This is a genomic window from Pseudoalteromonas maris (assembly GCF_049257235.1).
GTDB lineage: Bacteria > Pseudomonadota > Gammaproteobacteria > Enterobacterales > Alteromonadaceae > Pseudoalteromonas.
In genome coordinates this window covers 481,379-500,529 of record NZ_JBMMUF010000001.1, presented here as the reverse complement: position 1 = coordinate 500,529, position 19,151 = coordinate 481,379, and the positions used below count along the sequence as shown (strand labels likewise).

The window sequence follows — 19,151 nt, the reverse complement described above, 5'->3', positions numbered from 1 at the left end:
CTCACTTATGATCAGTAAAACCTTTATTAACAGACCCAAACTGGCGTTGGTGATTTCCATCGTTATTACCCTTGCAGGGTTAATAGCGATTACTCAACTACCGGTTAATATGTACCCACAAATTACACCGCCACAGGTTTCTGTGACGGCGGTTTATCCCGGTGCGAGTGCGCAAACCATTGAAGAAACGGTGATCCGACCCATTGAAGAGAAGATCAATGGCGTTGAGGACATGATGTATATCGAGTCTACGGCCAGTAATAACGGCACCGCGACAATCACGGTGTTCTTTAACGTGGGTACTGATACCGATATGGCACAGGTTAATGTGCAAAATCGGGTATCGCTCGCTGAACCTTCTTTACCTCAGGAAGTGCGTACACAGGGTGTGAGTGTTAAAAAGCGCTCCAGTAACATGCTTATGGGGATTAGCCTGTATTCAGAAAATCCAAGCATGGATGATAAGTTCCTGAGTAACTATGCCACTAATTACATCACCGAACCCCTTGGGCGAATTCCAGGTGTGGCATCTGCTGAAGTCATGGGAGAGAAAACGTACTCCATGCGTATCTGGCTTAAGCCCGATAAGATGGCTTCGCTAGGTGTCACTGTTGGCGAAGTGCAAGCGGCTATTCAAGAGCAAAATACCTTAGTTGCTGCGGGTAAACTCGGTGCAGCACCGTCACTGCCTAATCAGCAGTTTGAATACGCGATTCAAGCGCAAGGACGTTTGGTGCAGCCAGAGGAATTTGGCCAAACTATCATTCGCGCTAACCTTGATGGCGATTTTGTGCGCCTTAAAGACATTGCCCGAATTGAGCGCGGTGCCAAGAACTATGGCGGCTCAGCTAAGTTTAACGGCAGTGATACTGGTTTTATTGTGATTTATCAGTTGAGCGAGGCCAATGCTACAGAGGTGGCGAAGTTAGTTAAAGAGCGTATGGTTGAGCTGCAAAAGCAATTTCCAGAAGGACTGCAGTACAAAGTTCCTTATGACACTACAAAATTCATTAACCGTTCTATCGAAGAAGTGGTTGTAACGCTATATCAAGCGGTCGCTTTGGTTATTTTAGTGGTGTTCTTATTTTTGCAAAACTGGCGCGCCACGTTAATTCCAACCATCGCTATTCCCGTATCGCTCATAGGCACCTTTGCGGCCATGCTAGTAATGGGCTTCTCTATTAACTTAATTACCTTGTTTGGTTTAGTGCTAGCAATAGGGATTGTGGTGGATGATGCCATCATCGTGATAGAAAATGTCGAGCGTATTCTTAAAGAAGAAAAGCTGCCCATTAAGGAGGCAGTAGCTAAAGCGATGGAGCAAGTTGGTGGGCCAATTATCGCCACAACACTGGTGTTATTAGCGGTATTTGTGCCCGTGGGATTTATGCCGGGGATCACCGGTGAGCTGTACAAGCAATTCTCAGTGACCATTTCGTTCGCGGTACTTATTTCTTCGGTTAACGCGCTCACGCTTAGTCCTGCGTTGTGTACCTTGTTGTTGTCTGCGGACAAAATGAAGCCAGTCAGTTGGCTGCGCCCATTTGAGCGAGGAATAACAAAATCAACTGCGGGCTATACGGGTGTTGTTCGTTTCTTATTGAAGCGTGCGGGACGTATCGGGGTATTAGTGGTCGTTTTGTTTGCTGCCACTGGCTGGCTTGCCAAAAACGTACCGACAGGCTTTGTCCCGCCTGAGGATCAAGGCTTCTTATTCGTTGATATACAATTGCCAGATGCCGCGGCGATTGGTCGCACCGACAAAGTAGTCGAGAAAATCCAACATTTAATTAGCCAAGACCCTGCTACCGAGGATTTCATTGGTGTTTCTGGTTTTTCATTGCTTGGTGGAGCGGGATCAAACAATGCATTAGGTATTGTGATTTTGAAAGATTGGGAAGAGCGCACCACTGCTGAGTTAGGTCTGCGACAAATCATAGGCCGTTTACAGGGGCAGCTATGGGCTATGCCTGACGCTCAAGCGATGGTCTTTAATGCGCCACCTATTCCAGGCTTGGGTTCTAGCTCGGGCTTTGAATATCGCTTACTTGATTCTGAGGGGCGCGATCCCGCTGAATTAGCTGCGGTCATGAATAGCTTAATTTATGAAGCCAACAACCGTCCTGAGTTACAGCGTGTATTTAGTACCTACAGAGCTAATGTGCCACAGTACTTTTTAGAGGTAGACCGCAATAAAGCGAAGGCGCAGGGGATCACGCTGGGCAATATATTCTTAACACTGCAAGCACAGTTAGGCTCTTTGTATGTTAATGACTTCAACCAATTCAGCCGCACCTATCAGGTGAAGATACAGGCGGAAGCGAACTTCCGTGCTAAGCCTGAAGACTTGCAATATTACTATGTGCGTAATAGCCAAGGGGATATGGTGCCATTAACTACAGTCGCTACATTGAAGCCAATTTTGGGGCCAACGGCGATGAATCACTTTAACTTGTATCGCAGTGTCAGCCTTACAGGTAATGCCGCACCGGGGTACTCCTCTGGTGATGCCATCGAAGTTATGAAAGAGCTATCGACACAGCTACCAAGTGGCTATGTTTTCGACTGGGCAGGGCAAACGCGCCAAGAAATTATGGCAGGTGATGTCGCCGGCGTATTGTTTGGGCTCGCGGTATTGTTTGTATTTTTGTTCCTTGTTGCGCAATACGAGAGTTGGACCATTCCCTTTTCGGTTATCGCCGCGGTACCGCTGGCAATATTCGGAGCCATGAGCACCTTGTTTATGATTGGCATGACCAACAACATTTATGCTCAAGTCGGCTTCGTGTTACTCATTGGTATGTCGACCAAAACGGCTATTCTGATAGTCGAGTTTGCAATGGAGCTACGAGCACAAGGAAAGAGTATTTTTGATGCTGCCTTGTTCGCTGCGCAGCAACGTTTTCGCGCCGTGTTGATGACGGCGCTATCGTTCATATTAGGTGTACTGCCGTTAGTGCTAGCCAGTGGTGCAGGCGCCGCAAGTCGCGTGTCTTTGGGGGTTACGGTGATGTCAGGTATGATTGCTGCCACCGTGCTTGGTACCTTGTTGGTGCCACTGTTCTACAGCTACATCCAGAACATGCGTGAAGCTGTAAAAAGCAAGTTTGCCCCCTGATCGCACTGTGAAAGTATCAACAATTGAATAAGCCGGGAATATCCCGGCTTTTTATTGGTCGTATGTCTGTGCACATTAGTGAAAACTTTTGTTATCATCGGCGAAAATAAGTTAACAAAGACGTCATCATGTCGGGACCTCGTTTATTAACAGAAGAAGAAATTACGCATCAGGCGTACGAAGTGTTTTTGGAGCTTGCGCCTGAGCACCTCAGTGAACAGGACATTGATGATTTCAATGCGCATCGTGAAGCACTTGGTTTTATTGAAGAAAGTGCACCAAGCGAACAATGGCATGAAATTGTGGCAATGGAAATTGAGCCAGAATTCTACAGTGAAGTAACAATAGGCCTTGAATTAGAAAATCAGGATTTAGTGTTTGCGCGTGTGCTGATCAGCCGCGACCAAGACGCACCTTTTTGTCACATCATTTGGAAAGAATAAGTAGTTGTTATGCGTTTTTTGCCTCTCATTGTTGGCTGTTGGAGTGTGAGTTGTTGGGCCGTCGACCCATTTGAGGACTTCCACGAGTATGGACAATTAACAGACGCAGAAATTCATGAAATCCACAAAGGTGAAATGTTCTACGGTGATGCCGAGTTCGGGTTTATTGTCACTAGTGGTAACACCGACTCAACCAGTTTTAAGTTGCGTGGCAATGTCTATCAGGACTTCGAGCATTGGCGTAATCAGTTCAAGTTTGACTCCCTGTACAGACGTGACGTTGATAGCGAAACCGGTGAAAGTACGGTTTCTGCACAGCGTTTTTTCGCGTCAGCGCAGTCTAACTACAAAGTGGGTTCAAAAGATGCGTCACTGTTTCTTTATGCCGACTATGAAGACGATGAGTTCTCGGGTCTTGAATACAAGACTACGGTTGCAACTGGGTATGGTAATCGGCTCTATAGGGGCGTAAAGAATACCGTAGATTTTGATATCGGCCCGGGCTTATATCACTCTCGCAGCCAAAAAAATGAAGCCACTCCAGAGGTGGCTGGAGAAAACGTAACGGGTTATCTGCTGCGTTTGGCGTTGCAATGGGAGCGTAAAGTGTCAAAGCGCACCCGCTTTAACCAGTTTGTGAGTGCTGAGCAGTCACTTTCAGGGCATAATTCCCGCCTTAAATCAGAAACATCATTAATCAGCCAAATTATGGGGCAATTGAGCCTGAAGTTTGCCTATTTGTACCGTTATAACTCAAAGCCAGAGAGTGACAAGCGCAGTTATGATGCTGAGCTTAGCGCGACCTTTGTTTATAGCTTTAACTAGGGCGTGTTGATCTTTGCTGTTTGTTTATTGCAGTAATCATTGGAGTCTTTTTTATCATGTATCAACATAAACAGTATGCTTGGGCCATTTTCGCTATCTTGCTTTGGATTGGCGCCTTCGTGGGCATGGCCTTTTACTTGATGGGGGGTGATGTACCCTTGCTTGTGTTTGCTGCTATTTTGATACTGTGTGGATTCTTATTTCATGGCCTGACGGTAAAAGTAGACGAGCAGGGAGTTGAGTGGTTTTTCGGCCCTGGTATTGCTAAGAAGCGCGTGCATTTTAACGACATAAAATCAGTCGCTGTAGTGAGTAATTCATTTCGTCACGGCATTGGTATGCGCATCACTCATGATGGCTGGGTTTACAGCGCTAATGGCTTCGCCGCGGTAGCGCTAGAGATGCACGATGGCACATTTTATCGTGTCGGAAGTAATGATGCCGATAACCTTGCCGCGATCATCAATGAGCATATACCAGCGCAAGAATCATAAAGTACAAAAGGACGCGTTAGCGTCCTTTTTTGTGTCATTGTGCAGTGCTATTAGTGGTCGTGACCACAACCACCTTCACCATGAACGTGACCGTGTGCCAGCTCTTCAGCTGTTGCATCACGCACATCAACCACTTCAACATCAAATTTTAAGGCGATACCAGCGAGTGGGTGGTTGCCATCAACAATGACGTCTTCTCCTTGAATATCGACGATGATTACAGTTTGTTCGCCATCATCAGTGGTTGCACGAAACTGCATGCCCACTTCAATATCCATACCTTCAAACATTGACTTAGGAACAGCTTGCATCAGTTGTTCATGACGCTCGCCATAGCCATCTTGTGGTTCTACAGAAACACTAAAAGTGTCACCCGCTTGTTTGCCCATCAACGCTTGCTCTAGGCCGGGGATCAAAAAGCCTGTGCCAACGATGAAAACGAGTGGCTCGCCATCAAAGGTGTTGTCGATGGTGTTGTCGGCCTTATCAACCACACTGTAGTGCATGGTTACGACTTTGTTCTCGGCTATATTCATAATAAATCCTGATTATTCTGCGTTAATTGAGTAAGGTAGTGGCTCAAGAGTAAACACCACCTCAGGAGCATGTTTTGCACGAAGCTGAGTATCGAGCTCAGTATCGTTTGGCAACACAGCTAAGCCAACTAACTCGCCATCATGGCAAGCTTGAGAAATTAATGACCCTGCACGGCGCCAGTTCTGGCCAACTTGGCGCTCTAAGTCGAGCATCTGCTCTTCGTTTTGCGCTGTTTCACTCAATAGCTCAGAGTGAGCCGCCTTAACTATAAACATAGCGCGTTTATTTTTACCTAGGTACTTCATACGCGCCACAGTCTCTTGGCCAGTGTAACATCCCTTGGTAAAACTGATACCACCAAGCGCTTGTAAGTTAACCATTTGTGGTACGTATTCATTAATAGCCGCAGCATTTAAACTTGGCTCACCGGCTTTGATCTGTAGGGTACTAAATTGTTGTGTACTATCGCTTTGTGCTGACAATGCGCAGGGACCAGCAACAAGATAACGATTGACATCGAGCTGTAATATTAGCGCTTCGCCATGGACTGTTACTGGGTGCTCTACAGTGATATTGAGTTCGCTAGCAAGCTGCTCTTGGGTGGCGATGAGACCTAACACTGGAGCATTAGTTGCGCTGATTTCAACTTTGCTGAATACGGCATACTTTTTTAATTCGGCCAGTGCGATGTGCGCTTCTGCTTTGCTGCAAAATAGCGCATAGCCATTTTGGTATTCACATACGCGAAAGCATGCCCAAAGTTTACCTTTGGCGCTACAATGGCCAGCCCAGAGCCACTTGCTGGCAGTCACATCGTTTAAATCTTGAGTCAGTTGTCCTTGTAAATAGGACTTTGCATCTTCACCTTGAACGTAAATAGCGGTTTGATCAGTGGCGTGAACCGACAAAGCGGACATGCGTTACTCCTTATATAACGAGCATTAAATTGCGAGGCTGTAACTGTGCTTTTCACTGCATAAATACAGTGAGAAGTGAGCTAACACTTTTAAACTGTATGTGATTCTATCATGGGCCGCATAAATGCAAAATTGCTGTGTAACACAGGATATTTTGATACACTGCCCGCAGCGACAAAATGAGAGGAAAACAATGGCGAATTTAGATAGTAAAGCGCGGTTACGTTGGGCATGTCGCCGTGGCATGCTGGAACTTGATGTATTGTTTATGCCATTTGTTGAGCAAGGCTATGATGCGCTCAGTGATGACGATAAGTTTATTTTTCAGCGTTTGCTAGAAGCGGATGATCCGGATCTTTTCGCTTGGTTTATGGGTCATGAGCAATGCACAGACCCAGAGCTTGCTCGCATGGTAAAGATCATTCTTGATCGTGTCCGTGTTTAGCGGCTCATTTGCTAATAATCATGCCAAACACCGCCCTGTCTCGGCGGTGTTTATTTTTATCTACCTCGTATTACTTTTAAGTGAGCCATCATGGCTGTGGGCGATTGTCAGTGGTACAACACTACTCGTTGCTTACGTTCACTTTCGACGCGTATACACCTCTTTTTGGCCCGTAGATGGGCATGTATCGATAAAGGCTAACAGAGCCAAGATCTGTTGGGGTAATAACGAGCTATCAGCGGTGATTTTGCCGCAATCTAGTGTTCACTCAGGCTTGGTTCATTTGAAATTGAAAGATGACGTGAGTGCGAAGTCTCATCATGTGCTAATTGCACAAGATGCAATGCAGCCCGAACTATTCAGTGCTTTAGCCCGGGCTGTAAATGCGGCGATTATTTATCGTGATGATGTGGACTGAGCTGGGTGATGTGTGGCTCAGGTAGATGCTCTGGGTAGTCTAGAGTGTAGTGCAGCCCGCGGCTCTCTTTACGTGCCAACGCGCTGCGGATGATTAGCTCTGCTACTTGTACCAAGTTACGTAGCTCGAGTAGGTTATTACTCACTCGGAAGTTGGCGTAATACTCATTTATCTCTTGTTGTAGTAACTCTACGCGTCTGAGCGCACGCTCAAGGCGTTTGGTGGAGCGAACAATGCCCACATAGTCCCACATAAATAGACGTAGTTCATGCCAATTGTGGGTGATCACCACTTCTTCATCTGAATCTGTAACACGGCTTTCATCCCACTCAGGAAGTGTTTGAGGGGAGGTGTCCAAATTAAGTTTGGCTACAATGTCTTTGGCTGCTGCATGTGCAAATACAATACATTCTAGCAGCGAGTTACTGGCCATGCGGTTTGCGCCGTGCAAGCCTGTGTATGCTACTTCACCAATGGCGTAGAGGTTGTCTAAATCTGTTTTACCGTTGAAGTCGGTCATCACACCGCCACAGGTGTAGTGCGCTGCAGGTACAACCGGGATTGGTTCTTTCGTGATGTCGATTCCAACACTCAAACACTTGGCATAAATGGTAGGGAAGTGCTCGATGATGAATTCTTTGTCGCGATGAGAAATATCGAGGTATACACAGTTTGCACCCAAACGTTTCATTTCAAAGTCGATAGCGCGTGCCACTACATCACGAGGTGCGAGCTCTGCGCGCTCGTCGAATTCTGGCATAAAACGCGTGCCATCCGGGCGCAATAAGTATGCACCTTCACCACGCATCGCCTCGGTGATTAGGAAGTTCTGCAGCTTCGGGTGATATAAACTGGTCGGATGGAATTGGTTAAACTCCATGTTTGCCACGCTACATCCTGCGCGCCATGCCATTGCGATACCATCGCCACTTGCCACGTCAGGGTTTGAGGTATACAGGTAAACTTTACTCGCACCGCCAGTTGCTAGGGCAATGAAGCGTGCGCTGAGAATTTCAACTCGCTCTTTGAGGCGGTTGAATACATAGACACCATGACAATGTTTACCTTCATTACCAAGTTTCTCATCGGTAATTAAATCAATGGCGTTGTAATTTTCCAGCAAGGTAATATTAGGGTGCGCTTGCACACGCTCGATGAGCGTCGTTTGCACCGCTTTACCGGTAGCGTCTGCTGCGTGCAGAATACGGCGGTGGCTATGCCCGCCTTCTCGGGTAAGATGGTAGCGCTCTTGTCCAGTGGCATCCGTTTCCATATCAAATGGCACACCTTGTTCAATCAACCAACGCATACATGCTTTGGCGTTTGACGCTGTGTAGTACACCGCTTCACGGTCACATAAGCCATCACCTGCGGCTAGGGTGTCTTCAACATGTGACTCTACACTGTCGTTTTGTTTGTCAAACACGGCAGCAATGCCACCTTGGGCATAAAGGGTTGAGCCTTCAGTTAACGCGCCCTTGCTGATAACGGTAACTTGGCAATGATTGGCCAATGACAGTGCCAGCGAAAGACCGGCTGCTCCGCTACCGATGATGGCAACGTCGCTGTGATGTTGTTTGTTCGGGTTCATGTTATAGTGTGGACAGAGGTTTACTTACCTAGGTTGCCCCTATATGTATCATATTTACTGCGCTCACACGACTGAAGTTAACTCAAGATCAGAAAAAAATGCAGATAATGCGAACTTTTTCTTTTCACCTAAGTCATAGAGAGTGTATTTGGTAGCTTGGATACAACACGAAAGCATAATAACGCAGAGGAGTACCGGCTCGAATGAGCGAGCAGGATTTGGATTTAGCGCTGGTTAGGAAGGTTCAACAAGGAGATAAAAATGCTTATAACCTGTTGGTCACCAAATATCAGAATAAAGTAGCAGGATTGATCTCGCGCTATGTTGCCAATCATGGTGATGTAGCTGATGTGGCCCAAGAAGCATTCATAAAAGCCTATCGTGCTTTGCCGAACTTCAGGGGAGACAGTGCGTTTTACACTTGGCTTTATCGCATCGCCGTGAACTGTGCAAAGAATTACCTTGTTGCACAGGGACGTCGGCCGCCAGCGAATGATGTTGACGCCGAAGATGCGGAGTTTTACGAAGGAGCTGATTCGCTTCGTAGTAATGCTAGCCCCGAGAACCTGTTGCTAAGTGACGAAGTCAGAGAAGTAATATTCGCCACAATAGATAAGCTACCTGAAGATTTAAAAACAGCGATTACACTCAGAGAACTCGAGGGTATGAGCTATGAAGAGATCGCCGCAGTCATGGACTGCCCTGTCGGTACGGTGCGTTCACGTATTTTTCGTGCTCGAGAGGCGATTGATAATAAATTACTTCCGTTAATAGGTGAGTCGTAATATGACTAAAGCAAAGTGTAGTGAGCAGGATAAAGCGTTAATTTCTGCCTTGGTAGATAACGAAACCAATGTGGATACGCTCGATGCCGCTGATGTAGACACTCAAACATTTGCGCGTTATAGCTTAATTGGCGACGTGATGCGCTCTGAAACCGCACCTAGCATTCAAATTGATATTGCCGCTAAAGTAGCCTTACAACTAGAACAAGAACCTGTGCACGCTCAGTTTGGCCAACAAGTTAGTAAATCAACATCACAGCGCCAAGAGAATGTTATTCGTCCAAGCTGGTGGCGTGGCATTACTCAAACGGCCATTGCCGCAAGTGTTGCTGTGGTTGCTGTGGTGGGTGTACAACAATACGGTGCTCCTGTTGATGATACGCAAAACGTGCCGCCATTACAGTCAAACCCATTTATTGGTGCCGCGTCTCCTGTTAGTTACTCGTCTGAGCCGGCGCTTGAAAATGCGGAACGTGGTTTACGTGAACTTCAGCAGCAGCGCATTGGTGCGCTGGTTCTAGAACATCAGCGTCAAACCCGCGAAGCAGCCCGCTTAGCAGCCCACGCTGAGCAAGAAGAAAAGGAACAATAAGCGTTAATGAAGTACCTTTATGTTGCACTTTTATGCCTGATTCTATCCCCCTCTCAGGCATTTTCTCAGGCAACTGCTAAGCAGTGGTTAGACGATATGGCCACTGCGGTTAAGCAGCGTAACTTCGTTGCCTCTTTTGTGGTGGTTAAAGACCGAGCCATGGAACCTTACCGTTGGAGCCATGGTGTTCACGATAACAAAGAACTCGAATTATTAACTTTGCTCAACGGCGCAGGTCTAGAGATGGTACGTGTGGACGACCAAGTGACCTATTACGAGCCGCAAGCGACTCCTTATTCAGTAAAAACCTCAGCCATAAGTGGCCCCATTCCTGAAGTTCTTTTTGGTGATATAACGTCGCTTGAAGAAAGCTACAACTTTGTGCTTGGCAACAAAGGTCGTATAGCAGGTCGCCCAGCGCAGCTTATTCGTATTGAGGCAAAGGATGAGGATAAGTACAGTTACTGGGTGTGGTTAGACACCGAAACGTCACTGCTACTCAAATCTGCCTACGTCAACAATGCAGGAGAGTTTTTAGAGCAGTTGCAGCTTAGTCATCTTAATGTCACTGAAATGCCAGCCGCAGAGCTCATTGAAATGAGTCAACGTGAGTTTCCTCAAGCACTCCCTAGCATCGCTGCTCTCAATGACGAAGGTAGCTGGCAAATTGGTTGGTTACCACAAGGCTTTGAGCTGCTAAAATCTGACAGACATAAACTTAATTTGAACAACGAACTAGCAGATTACTATTTGTACTCAGATGGTTTAATTGATGTGTCGGTGTTTGTGCAACGTCCATTGGCGGGTCAGCGTCCAAGTGGCTCGCTCACATCTGGTGCGACAACCATTTACATTCACAATGCAGGCGCGTTTGATGTGTCAGTAATTGGTAACATTCCAGTACAAACGGCTAAAAATATCGCCGAGTCTGTGCAACGGCCGTTGTAACGCCCACTATGATTGAACAAGTTCTTACCGTGGTGTCACTTAAAGGTGATACCGCGTTTTTACAAGCCGAACCAAAGCCGTTGTGTGCAGGTTGCAACGGCAAGTGCGGCTCGCAGGTGTTTGCCAAGTTATTTGGCACCGACAAAAAACACTTCCCATTTAAGTTTGATGAACCTGTGCAAGTGGGGCAGAAGGTCAAACTTGCGCTTGATGATTCACACATTGTTTCTAGCTCTTTTATCGTCTATGTATGGCCTTTGTTATTGGCTTTGGTCAGTGCTGTGTTGGTGCAAACGTTTTTTAGCGCCAGTGAACCTGTGCAAATCGTCAGCGCATTTTTAGCTGGATTTATTGGCTTTATACTCGCCAAACAAAGGCTTAAACGCGTTATTCATGATTTAAAAGTATTAAAAATTTACCCAATTAGCCTGCCAATCTCGCAAACAGTTGGTGATTAGCGTCAATTACAGGTAAAATCGGGGCCTTTGTTTATACACGCTCAGTTTTAAGAAGTCAGAATCCAATTTATGAAGCATATCCGTAACTTTTCGATCATCGCCCATATTGACCACGGTAAATCGACCCTTTCGGATCGTTTGATCCAAGTGTGTGGTGGGTTAACCGACCGTGAAATGCAGCAGCAAGTATTGGACTCAATGGAACTTGAGCGTGAACGCGGCATTACCATCAAAGCGCAGAGTGTAACGTTGAACTACACCGCTAAAGATGGTGAAACATACCAGCTTAATTTCATCGACACTCCTGGGCACGTTGACTTCTCATACGAAGTGTCGCGCTCGTTAGCGGCTTGTGAAGGTGCGCTACTAGTTGTTGATGCGGGTCAAGGTGTAGAAGCGCAAACGCTTGCTAACTGTTACACCGCAATAGAAATGGACCTAGAGGTTGTGCCAATCTTAAACAAGATTGACTTGCCACAGGCTGACCCTGACCGCGTAGCCGAAGAAATTGAAGATATTGTTGGTATCGATGCAACTGACGCGGTGCAGTGTAGCGCAAAGACCGGTATTGGTATTGATGATGTGCTTGAGCGCATTGTGCGTGACATTCCACCACCGCAAGGTGACACGGATGGCCCGCTGAAAGCCTTGATCATCGATTCATGGTTTGACCCATACCAAGGTGTTGTATCACTTGTACGTATTATGCAAGGTGAGCTCAAAGCAGGTGACAAGATTAAGATCATGTCAAATGAGCAAGTGCACATTGCCGATAAAGTGGGTATTTTTACTCCAAAACAAACAACTACGGGCACGTTAAAAACGGGCGAAGTAGGCTTTATTATTGCCGGTATTAAAGAAATTCATGGTGCGCCAGTAGGTGATACCATCACTCTTGCTCGTAATTCAGCCACTGAACGTTTGCCTGGCTTCCAGCGTGTTAAACCGCAGGTTTACGCGGGTATGTTCCCAATTTCTTCTGATGAGTATGAATCATTCCGTGATGCACTTGATAAGCTGAGCCTTAACGATGCGTCACTGTTCTTCGAGCCTGAAAATTCAACCGCTCTTGGTTTTGGTTTCCGTTGTGGATTCTTAGGAATGTTGCACATGGAAATCATCCAAGAACGTCTTGAGCGTGAATACGATATCGACCTTATTACCACTGCGCCAACAGTAGTGTACGAGGTTGAGACTAAAGACGGCACGATTCAAATTGATAACCCGTCAGAACTACCGCCAGTTAATGACATTTTGGAAATCCGCGAGCCAATCGTAGAAGCGAATATTCTTGTACCACAAGAGTACCTTGGTAATGTGATTACCTTGTGTATCGAAAAACGTGGTATGCAAACCAAGATGAGTTACCACGGTAACCAAGTTGCGGTGACCTACGAATTACCCATGGGTGAAGTGGTGATGGACTTCTTCGATAAGCTGAAGTCAACCAGTCGCGGCTTTGCTTCTTTGGATTATAACTTCAAAGAGTTCCGTCCTGCGGACATGGTACGTGTTGATATTCTTATCAATGGCGATAGGGTGGATGCGTTGGCGATTATCTGTCACCGTGACAATGCGCAAGGTCGAGGCCGGGAGCTTGCCGAAGCATTGCGTGAACTGATCCCTCGTCAAATGTTTGATATCGCAATTCAGGCGGCTATTGGCAACCATGTTATCGCGCGCTCGACAGTGAAACAGCTTCGTAAAAACGTAATTGCCAAGTGTTATGGTGGTGACGTGAGCCGTAAGAAAAAGCTTCTGCAGAAGCAAAAAGAAGGTAAAAAGCGTATGAAGCAACTGGGTAACGTAGAAGTTCCTCAGGATGCCTTCTTAGCGATTTTGAAAGTCGGAAAATAATAATAAAAGGAAAGGCTTAGAATGGCTGGATATTTTTCTATTTTTCTCGTGGTGCTAACGTTAGGCTCAGGTCTAATTTGGCTAGTCGACCACTTGGTTTATGCGCCAAAGCGAAAAGAGCGTATTGCGCTTGCAGAGGGTGCCGCTGGTAAACCACTCGATGAAGAGTTGAAAGAAGAAATCGCACCTATGCCAGTGCTTACAGAGCATGCAAAGTCGATTTTCCCGATGATTGCAATTATCACGGTATTCCGTTCGTTCCTGTTTGAGCCTTTTCAGATTCCATCAGGTTCAATGATGCCAACGTTGTTGGTGGGCGATTTCATCTTGGTGCAAAAGTATTCGTACGGCATCAAAGACCCGGTATGGCGCACTGAATTGGTGGCCACAGGTCAGCCAGAGCGCGGTGATATAGCGGTATTTAAATTTCCACCCAATCCTAAATTAGACTTTATCAAACGTGTTATTGGGATGCCGGGTGACCACATCGTCTACCGTAATAAGCAATTGTATATCAAGCCAAATTGCGCAGAAGGTGAAAGCCAGCAAGGGTCATTGCAATGTGGCGAATACAATAAAATTGCACTAGATATTATTAACAGGGACGAGTTCACACAGGGCGGCTATCCGTTAGTTCGCCTTGAAGAGCATTTAGCAGGTGTACAACACGATATTTTAATTAATCCCACGCTGCCGGAATTCAAGAGTAAGTACTATCGTCAAGACGGTACCAAAATTGATGAATGGGTGGTACCACAGGGCCACTACTTCATGATGGGCGATAATCGCGACAATAGTGAAGATGGACGTGCATGGGGATTTGTTCCAGAGGCCAACTTAGTAGGAAAGGCTGTATTTATTTGGATGAGTTTTGAGTTTGAAAACACACCAGAAGATTTCTTACCAAGTTGGGTTCCAACCGGTGTTCGCTTTGAACGCCTAGGTAATATTCAGTAACAATGAAGAAAAACGTAACAGAACTGTACAGTAAAATAGGATATAGCTTTACCGATCAGGGCTTGCTTGAGCAGGCCCTTACTCACCGTAGCCATAAAGGTCAGCACAATGAGCGCCTTGAGTTTTTAGGTGACTCGATTTTAAGCTTCGTGATAGCTAATGCCTTGTATCACAAATTTCCAAAGGCCCGTGAGGGAGACTTGAGCCGCATGCGCTCAACACTGGTTCGAGGTCAAACACTGGCAGAATTTGGCCTTGAGTTTAACCTTGGCGAGTACCTACGTTTAGGTCCCGGTGAGCTGAAAAGCGGTGGCTTCCGCCGTGAATCAACGCTCGCAGATGCCGTTGAAGCCATTATTGGCGCGGTATTCCTAGATTCAAACATAGATACTTGCAGCGAACTAGTTTTGAGCTGGTATGAGTCGCGTTTAGACGCTATCTCTCCGGGAATGAATCAAAAAGATCCGAAAACACTGCTACAAGAGTTTTTGCAAGCCCGTAAATTGCCACTTCCTGGTTATACGGTTATCGATACAAAAGGTCAGGCACATAACCAGACGTTCACGGTTGAATGTATCGTAGAAGGGATGGATAGCATTATCTCTGTGGGCAGCTCACGCCGTAAAGCCGAGCAAAAAGCCGCAGAAAAAGCCTTAAAGATATTAAAGAATGACAGCTGATACGCACACACAAACACACTGCGGCATGGTGGCCATTGTTGGTCGTCCTAACGTAGGTAAATCTACCTTGCTGAACAAGATTGTTGAGCAAAAGGTGAGTATTACCTCGCGCAAACCACAAACTACACGCCACCGCATTATGGGTATTCACACTGAAGATAATTATCAAACAGTGTATGTGGATACTCCGGGCTTGCACATTGAAGAAAAGCGCGCCATTAACCGCTTAATGAACCGTGCAGCGTCAAGCTCAATTGGTGATGTGGAGTTAATCATCTTTGTTGTTGAGGGCACACACTGGACTGAAGATGACGAGATGGTGCTCAATAAAGTATGTGCGGGAAAAACGCCTGTGCTACTGGTAATGAATAAAACGGATCAGGTTAAAGACAAAGACCTTATCTTGCCGCACATGAAGTGGCTAAGCGAAAAAGGTAATTTCGCGGGGATCATTCCAGTATCAGCAAAACATAATCGCAATTTAGATTTTATTAAAAAAGAAGTGCGAGCACGTTTACCTGAGAGTGAATTTTACTTCCCTGAAGATTATGTCACAGACCGCTCAATGCGCTTTATGGCTGCTGAAGTGGTGCGCGAAAAACTCATGCGCTTTATGGGCGACGAACTGCCTTATTCGGTTACTGTGGAAATAGAGCAGTTTAAATGGCAAGACAACGGCGTATGGCAAATTAATGCGCTGATCTTAGTTGAGCGCGAAACCCAAAAGCGTATGGTTATTGGTAACAAGGGTGAAAAGCTTAAAACCATTGGCCGAGAAGCACGTCGCGACTTAGAAGAAATGCTAGATAACAAAGTCTTCCTCGAGCTTTGGGTAAAAGTGAAGTCGGGTTGGGCAGATGACGAACGTGCGCTGCGTAGCCTAGGTTACGGCGAAGACTAAGCTTTATGAATGCCGGCTTTGACCGCGCCTTTTTATTACATCGACGAGCATTGAGTGACTCTCAGTGGCTCGTCGATTTTTTAGTAGAAAACCGTGGTGTGATGCGCATGATAGCGCGCATTAGCGGCAAGCAGGCCATCAAGCAAAAAGCCCAACTCCAACCCTTCCAAGCTTTACTCATTCGCTATCAAGGTGGCGGTGAGCTTAAATACCTCCAGCACTTCGAACTTGATACTGCAATCGCTGCACTGCACGGTGACAGGCTTTATTGTGGCTTTTACATGAACGAGTTGGCGGCACGGATTATTCCTATCAATGAACCGTTAGAGCAGGTGTTCGAGTTGTATTTGCACCATTTGCAAACGCTGGCTGTTGCTGAAGATTTAGGCGCGAGTTTACGTTGTTATGAATTGCAGTTACTCGAAGCCCTGGGGTATGGCGTAAATTTTGATAGTGACTACCTCGGTGAGGGAATTGATGCTAATAGTCAATACGATTACTATCCAGAGCAAGGTTGGGTTCGCCAAGAGCAACCGACGCAAGGTTATGGCTTTAGCGGTGAACATATTTTAGCGTTTTCACGTTATGACTTTACACAGCCACAGATTCAACAAGCGGCGAAGCATTTTTGTCGATATATTCTAAAACCTCTGCTTGGGAATAAGCCGCTCAAAAGCAGAGAACTTTTTAAATCAAGGTAAAGCAAGATGAAAGAGATTTTATTAGGGGTTAACGTTGACCACATCGCAACCTTGCGCCAAGCGCGCGGGACGAGCTATCCGGATCCAGCTCATGCAGCTGCGGTAGCTGAGCATGCCGGCGCTGACGGAATTACCATTCACTTGCGCGAAGACCGACGCCACATTCAAGACCGCGATGTATACGTGATGAAAGACACCATACAAACACGTATGAACCTTGAAATGGCAGTAACAGAAGAAATGCTTGCTATTGCCTTAGAGGTAAAGCCTGCGTTTGTATGCCTTGTGCCAGAAAAGCGTGAAGAGTTAACAACTGAAGGGGGGCTCGACGTTGTTGGCCAATTCGATAAAGTGGCTGATGCGGTTACACGTTTGAGCGAGGCAGGTATTAAAGTCAGTCTGTTTATTGATGCGGATGAAGCGCAAATTGATGCCAGCGTAAAAGCAGGGGCACCATACATTGAAATTCATACCGGTGCCTATGCAGACGCTGAGAATGACCAAGAACAAGCAGCAGAGCTTGAGAGTATCCGCAAAGGGGTGCAGTATGCGCACGCAAAAGGATTAGTCGTCAATGCCGGTCATGGTTTGCACTACCACAATGTAAAACCAATAGCGGCAATGCCTGAGATTTACGAGTTAAATATCGGCCACGCAATCATTGCCCGAGCAGCCATTGATGGTATGGAAAAAGCAGTACGTGATATGAAGCGCATCATGCTTGAGGCGCGCACCTAGTTTGCTTTGACGATATTTTTTACACAGAGCCGGTCATGAGCCGGCTTTGTTATGCCCAAGAGATGAACCGTTTAATATAATTGGTATAACAACGTCCTGGCGTTGAATAAGATGCAGTAACGTCAGTCAATAAAGGCTACTATTGATAGTGGAGGACTTTATGGTTGATAGTCGCCAAGAGCATAAACAATCTAAAAGTGACATTGAGCACCCGTGTATTCGAAACTGTTGCTTAGATAGCAACGATGTCTGCATTGGATGCTTTCGCACGCTTGATGAAATCCTGCGTTGGTCATCGGCGAGTGCAACAGAGAAAAAGGCAATCTTAACCTTGTGCCAGCACAGGCGAAATCCGACTCTTTAGAATAGCTCAGTAGCCTCTTGGCAAAACCACCACATCACAGCATAACTCGCGAAGATAATGGCAGCATTAATAATGCTGCGAGTAACAAACTTGGCTGAGTGAAAGCGAATATGAAAGCCATCAAACAGATATGCAATGACGCCCATGAGCGTAAACCAAGGGGTGATTAAAAATACCACTTCCCATTTAACCAACGACACCGCGACATCATGCAACGCGCCACTGAGAGTGAAGGTCAGGATAAAAGCAATGGGCCCATAGAGGTACTTATTGAGCGGCCTCATCACATAGCGTGATAGATAGAAGCCCCAAATGGGATTCCAATAATTCCAAAAAATATCGAATGACGGCGCACCAAAAGCATTTTTTAACATAGCTTTGAGTGAGCCAGATGCGCCAAGAGGTAATCCGTTTCTTTTCTTGACGTATTGTTGCAGGGTAATTGAGTGCTTCAATATATGTGCAGAGTGTACTGTAACATTCACCCACTATATCGGCTTTGTTAACTGACTGCCACTGAAGATGGACGTTAAAACGTAACAAGATTTGCTAAGGTGTTGTAAGCAGAATAAGGGGTGCAGATGTTTAATTGACCTTGCTAACTAGCTGCTATTATTAAGGCGTGTGGACCTTTGAAGTATGAATGTTTTGCGAGCATTGGGTTTGAGCCCTTGGGCAGCGCCATTAGTGCCTATGGAGTGTTTTCTGGGCGTTATTCCCTAAGTTAAATAGAATCACACTGCGACGCAAACTCTGCCTTGCCTAAATACCTCAATGAGCGCTGCACACTTAATTGGCAAAGACCAATGCGACCCAAATAAAATTTCATTGACGTTGGAGTTGGTTGAGGCGCATAATCCGCCGATTTTTTCATCGTTGAACCATAGTGAGCCCAATTTTCATGAATCTTATGACCTTGTTTTCCATCGAACCATTTAGTTGGTCTGCAATCGGTACGGCAGTTTTATGCGGCACAATTGTTGGGCTTGAACGTCAACTTCGTGGCAAACCTGTGGGCATTCGTACTTCTTCTTTGATTGTATTGGGAACCTATCTATTTATCGCAGCGTCACTATTGGTTGAAAATGAGGTAACCGACACCTCACGTATTATCGGGCAGGTGGTTACCGGCATTGGTTTTCTCGGCGCAGGGGTGATGCTGGCTAAAGATGGGGCGGTGGTTGGTGTAACCTCAGCAGCAACCATTTGGGCATTGGCAGCCATTGGCGTGTGCATCGCTGTAGTCGATACCTTTGTAGCCTTTAAACTTTCTATCTTGTTGGTGCTTATTTTGTATGGCGTAGATTTGTTAGAGAATTACTCCTCATTGTTTACGCGCGGTGTACATTCAAAGTACACCAAATGGCGCAGGAAACGTTAAC

Annotated in this window: 22 protein-coding genes; 18 read left to right on the top strand and 4 right to left on the bottom strand. The window is 46.1% G+C overall.

What is annotated here, in order from left to right; translation table 11 throughout:
- The first annotated feature begins 7 nt into the window (after positions 1-7).
- The 4 genes from AAEU32_RS02465 (at position 8) to AAEU32_RS02450 (ending at position 4,880) form a co-directional block, all read left to right on the top strand.
- Positions 8-3,118 (top strand): efflux RND transporter permease subunit, encoded by a 3,111-nt coding sequence (locus AAEU32_RS02465; RefSeq protein WP_421968941.1) that lies wholly within the window; start codon positions 8-10, stop codon positions 3,116-3,118.
- Positions 3,119-3,246: 128 nt separating this feature from the next.
- Complete coding sequence (locus AAEU32_RS02460) at positions 3,247-3,561, top strand: HI1450 family dsDNA-mimic protein (RefSeq protein ID WP_421968940.1); 315 nt, start codon at positions 3,247-3,249, stop codon at positions 3,559-3,561.
- Between the two features lie 9 nt (positions 3,562-3,570).
- Complete coding sequence (locus AAEU32_RS02455) at positions 3,571-4,386, top strand: DUF481 domain-containing protein (RefSeq protein WP_421968939.1); 816 nt, start codon at positions 3,571-3,573, stop codon at positions 4,384-4,386.
- 56 nt (positions 4,387-4,442) lie between these two features.
- Entirely contained in the window at positions 4,443-4,880 is a 438-nt protein-coding gene (locus AAEU32_RS02450) for a hypothetical protein (protein WP_421968938.1), read from the top strand.
- 50 nt (positions 4,881-4,930) lie between these two features.
- Here AAEU32_RS02450 and AAEU32_RS02445 read toward each other — a convergent pair whose 3' ends face one another.
- The gene (locus AAEU32_RS02445; protein WP_421968937.1) at positions 4,931-5,416 is read right to left on the bottom strand and encodes an FKBP-type peptidyl-prolyl cis-trans isomerase; all 486 of its coding nucleotides are present in this window, start codon (positions 5,414-5,416) and stop codon (positions 4,931-4,933) included.
- Positions 5,417-5,428: 12 nt separating this feature from the next.
- A complete protein-coding gene (ygfZ, locus tag AAEU32_RS02440) occupies positions 5,429-6,334 on the bottom strand; it encodes a CAF17-like 4Fe-4S cluster assembly/insertion protein YgfZ (RefSeq protein ID WP_421968936.1) in 906 nt (301 codons plus the stop codon).
- Positions 6,335-6,527: 193 nt separating this feature from the next.
- Between ygfZ and AAEU32_RS02435 the strand changes: the two genes are divergently transcribed.
- Both AAEU32_RS02435 and AAEU32_RS02430 read left to right on the top strand, forming a co-directional pair.
- A complete protein-coding gene (locus AAEU32_RS02435) occupies positions 6,528-6,779 on the top strand; it encodes an FAD assembly factor SdhE (protein ID WP_421968935.1) in 252 nt (83 codons plus the stop codon).
- Positions 6,766-7,197 (top strand): protein YgfX, encoded by a 432-nt coding sequence (locus AAEU32_RS02430; RefSeq protein ID WP_421968934.1) that lies wholly within the window; start codon positions 6,766-6,768, stop codon positions 7,195-7,197. Before AAEU32_RS02435 ends, AAEU32_RS02430 begins: the two co-directional genes overlap by 14 nt.
- Here the strand turns inward: AAEU32_RS02430 and nadB are convergent.
- Complete coding sequence (gene nadB, locus AAEU32_RS02425) at positions 7,172-8,788, bottom strand: L-aspartate oxidase (RefSeq protein ID WP_421968933.1); 1,617 nt, start codon at positions 8,786-8,788, stop codon at positions 7,172-7,174. The genes AAEU32_RS02430 and nadB overlap by 26 nt on opposite strands.
- A 203-nt stretch (positions 8,789-8,991) precedes the next feature.
- Here nadB and rpoE point away from each other — a divergent pair, with 203 nt between their 5' ends.
- The 11 genes from rpoE (at position 8,992) to AAEU32_RS02370 (ending at position 17,769) form a co-directional block, all read left to right on the top strand.
- Positions 8,992-9,573 (top strand): RNA polymerase sigma factor RpoE, encoded by a 582-nt coding sequence (gene rpoE, locus AAEU32_RS02420; RefSeq protein WP_421968932.1) that lies wholly within the window; start codon positions 8,992-8,994, stop codon positions 9,571-9,573.
- A gap of 1 nt (position 9,574) precedes the next feature.
- Positions 9,575-10,165 (top strand): sigma-E factor negative regulatory protein, encoded by a 591-nt coding sequence (locus tag AAEU32_RS02415; protein WP_421968931.1) that lies wholly within the window; start codon positions 9,575-9,577, stop codon positions 10,163-10,165.
- A gap of 6 nt (positions 10,166-10,171) precedes the next feature.
- Positions 10,172-11,113: a MucB/RseB C-terminal domain-containing protein gene (locus AAEU32_RS02410; RefSeq protein ID WP_421968930.1), complete on the top strand. Its 942-nt coding sequence runs from the start codon at positions 10,172-10,174 to the stop codon at positions 11,111-11,113.
- Positions 11,114-11,121: 8 nt separating this feature from the next.
- Positions 11,122-11,571, top strand: a complete 450-nt coding sequence (locus AAEU32_RS02405) for a SoxR reducing system RseC family protein (RefSeq protein ID WP_421968929.1) — start codon at positions 11,122-11,124, stop codon at positions 11,569-11,571.
- 69 nt (positions 11,572-11,640) lie between these two features.
- On the top strand, positions 11,641-13,428 hold the full coding sequence (lepA, locus tag AAEU32_RS02400; RefSeq protein WP_421968928.1) for a translation elongation factor 4: 1,788 nt from the start codon (positions 11,641-11,643) through the stop codon (positions 13,426-13,428).
- A gap of 21 nt (positions 13,429-13,449) precedes the next feature.
- Complete coding sequence (lepB, locus tag AAEU32_RS02395) at positions 13,450-14,385, top strand: signal peptidase I (protein ID WP_421968927.1); 936 nt, start codon at positions 13,450-13,452, stop codon at positions 14,383-14,385.
- Between the two features lie 2 nt (positions 14,386-14,387).
- On the top strand, positions 14,388-15,065 hold the full coding sequence (gene rnc / locus AAEU32_RS02390) for a ribonuclease III (protein WP_421968926.1): 678 nt from the start codon (positions 14,388-14,390) through the stop codon (positions 15,063-15,065).
- Positions 15,055-15,966, top strand: a complete 912-nt coding sequence (gene era / locus AAEU32_RS02385; RefSeq protein ID WP_421968925.1) for a GTPase Era — start codon at positions 15,055-15,057, stop codon at positions 15,964-15,966. Before rnc ends, era begins: the two co-directional genes overlap by 11 nt.
- A gap of 5 nt (positions 15,967-15,971) precedes the next feature.
- On the top strand, positions 15,972-16,667 hold the full coding sequence (gene recO, locus AAEU32_RS02380) for a DNA repair protein RecO (RefSeq protein WP_421968924.1): 696 nt from the start codon (positions 15,972-15,974) through the stop codon (positions 16,665-16,667).
- Positions 16,668-16,673: 6 nt separating this feature from the next.
- A complete protein-coding gene (gene pdxJ, locus AAEU32_RS02375) occupies positions 16,674-17,405 on the top strand; it encodes a pyridoxine 5'-phosphate synthase (RefSeq protein ID WP_421968923.1) in 732 nt (243 codons plus the stop codon).
- Positions 17,406-17,565: 160 nt separating this feature from the next.
- Positions 17,566-17,769, top strand: a complete 204-nt coding sequence (locus AAEU32_RS02370) for a DUF1289 domain-containing protein (RefSeq protein ID WP_421968922.1) — start codon at positions 17,566-17,568, stop codon at positions 17,767-17,769.
- Here AAEU32_RS02370 and AAEU32_RS02365 read toward each other — a convergent pair.
- On the bottom strand, positions 17,766-18,254 hold the full coding sequence (locus AAEU32_RS02365; protein ID WP_421968921.1) for an acyltransferase: 489 nt from the start codon (positions 18,252-18,254) through the stop codon (positions 17,766-17,768). The genes AAEU32_RS02370 and AAEU32_RS02365 overlap by 4 nt on opposite strands.
- A gap of 416 nt (positions 18,255-18,670) precedes the next feature.
- Here AAEU32_RS02365 and AAEU32_RS02360 point away from each other — a divergent pair, with 416 nt between their 5' ends.
- The gene (locus tag AAEU32_RS02360) at positions 18,671-19,150 is read left to right on the top strand and encodes an MgtC/SapB family protein (RefSeq protein WP_421968920.1); all 480 of its coding nucleotides are present in this window, start codon (positions 18,671-18,673) and stop codon (positions 19,148-19,150) included.
- The last annotated feature ends 1 nt before the right edge of the window (position 19,151 follow it).

Bases quoted from the DNA above. Each gene is read 5' to 3' on its own strand.
- AAEU32_RS02465 (WP_421968941.1), top strand. From the start codon at position 8: ATGATCAGTAAAACCTTTATTAACAGACCCAAACTGGCGTTGGTGATT.
- AAEU32_RS02460 (WP_421968940.1), top strand. From the start codon at position 3,247: ATGTCGGGACCTCGTTTATTAACAGAAGAAGAAATTACGCATCAGGCG.
- AAEU32_RS02455 (WP_421968939.1), top strand. From the start codon at position 3,571: ATGCGTTTTTTGCCTCTCATTGTTGGCTGTTGGAGTGTGAGTTGTTGG.
- AAEU32_RS02450 (WP_421968938.1), top strand. From the start codon at position 4,443: ATGTATCAACATAAACAGTATGCTTGGGCCATTTTCGCTATCTTGCTT.
- AAEU32_RS02445 (WP_421968937.1), bottom strand. From the start codon at position 5,416: ATGAATATAGCCGAGAACAAAGTCGTAACCATGCACTACAGTGTGGTT.
- ygfZ (WP_421968936.1), bottom strand. From the start codon at position 6,334: ATGTCCGCTTTGTCGGTTCACGCCACTGATCAAACCGCTATTTACGTT.
- AAEU32_RS02435 (WP_421968935.1), top strand. From the start codon at position 6,528: ATGGCGAATTTAGATAGTAAAGCGCGGTTACGTTGGGCATGTCGCCGT.
- nadB (WP_421968933.1), bottom strand. From the start codon at position 8,788: ATGAACCCGAACAAACAACATCACAGCGACGTTGCCATCATCGGTAGC.
- rpoE (WP_421968932.1), top strand. From the start codon at position 8,992: ATGAGCGAGCAGGATTTGGATTTAGCGCTGGTTAGGAAGGTTCAACAA.
- AAEU32_RS02415 (WP_421968931.1), top strand. From the start codon at position 9,575: ATGACTAAAGCAAAGTGTAGTGAGCAGGATAAAGCGTTAATTTCTGCC.
- AAEU32_RS02410 (WP_421968930.1), top strand. From the start codon at position 10,172: ATGAAGTACCTTTATGTTGCACTTTTATGCCTGATTCTATCCCCCTCT.
- AAEU32_RS02405 (WP_421968929.1), top strand. From the start codon at position 11,122: ATGATTGAACAAGTTCTTACCGTGGTGTCACTTAAAGGTGATACCGCG.
- lepA (WP_421968928.1), top strand. From the start codon at position 11,641: ATGAAGCATATCCGTAACTTTTCGATCATCGCCCATATTGACCACGGT.
- lepB (WP_421968927.1), top strand. From the start codon at position 13,450: ATGGCTGGATATTTTTCTATTTTTCTCGTGGTGCTAACGTTAGGCTCA.
- rnc (WP_421968926.1), top strand. From the start codon at position 14,388: ATGAAGAAAAACGTAACAGAACTGTACAGTAAAATAGGATATAGCTTT.
- era (WP_421968925.1), top strand. From the start codon at position 15,055: ATGACAGCTGATACGCACACACAAACACACTGCGGCATGGTGGCCATT.
- recO (WP_421968924.1), top strand. From the start codon at position 15,972: ATGAATGCCGGCTTTGACCGCGCCTTTTTATTACATCGACGAGCATTG.
- pdxJ (WP_421968923.1), top strand. From the start codon at position 16,674: ATGAAAGAGATTTTATTAGGGGTTAACGTTGACCACATCGCAACCTTG.
- AAEU32_RS02370 (WP_421968922.1), top strand. From the start codon at position 17,566: ATGGTTGATAGTCGCCAAGAGCATAAACAATCTAAAAGTGACATTGAG.
- AAEU32_RS02360 (WP_421968920.1), top strand. From the start codon at position 18,671: ATGAATCTTATGACCTTGTTTTCCATCGAACCATTTAGTTGGTCTGCA.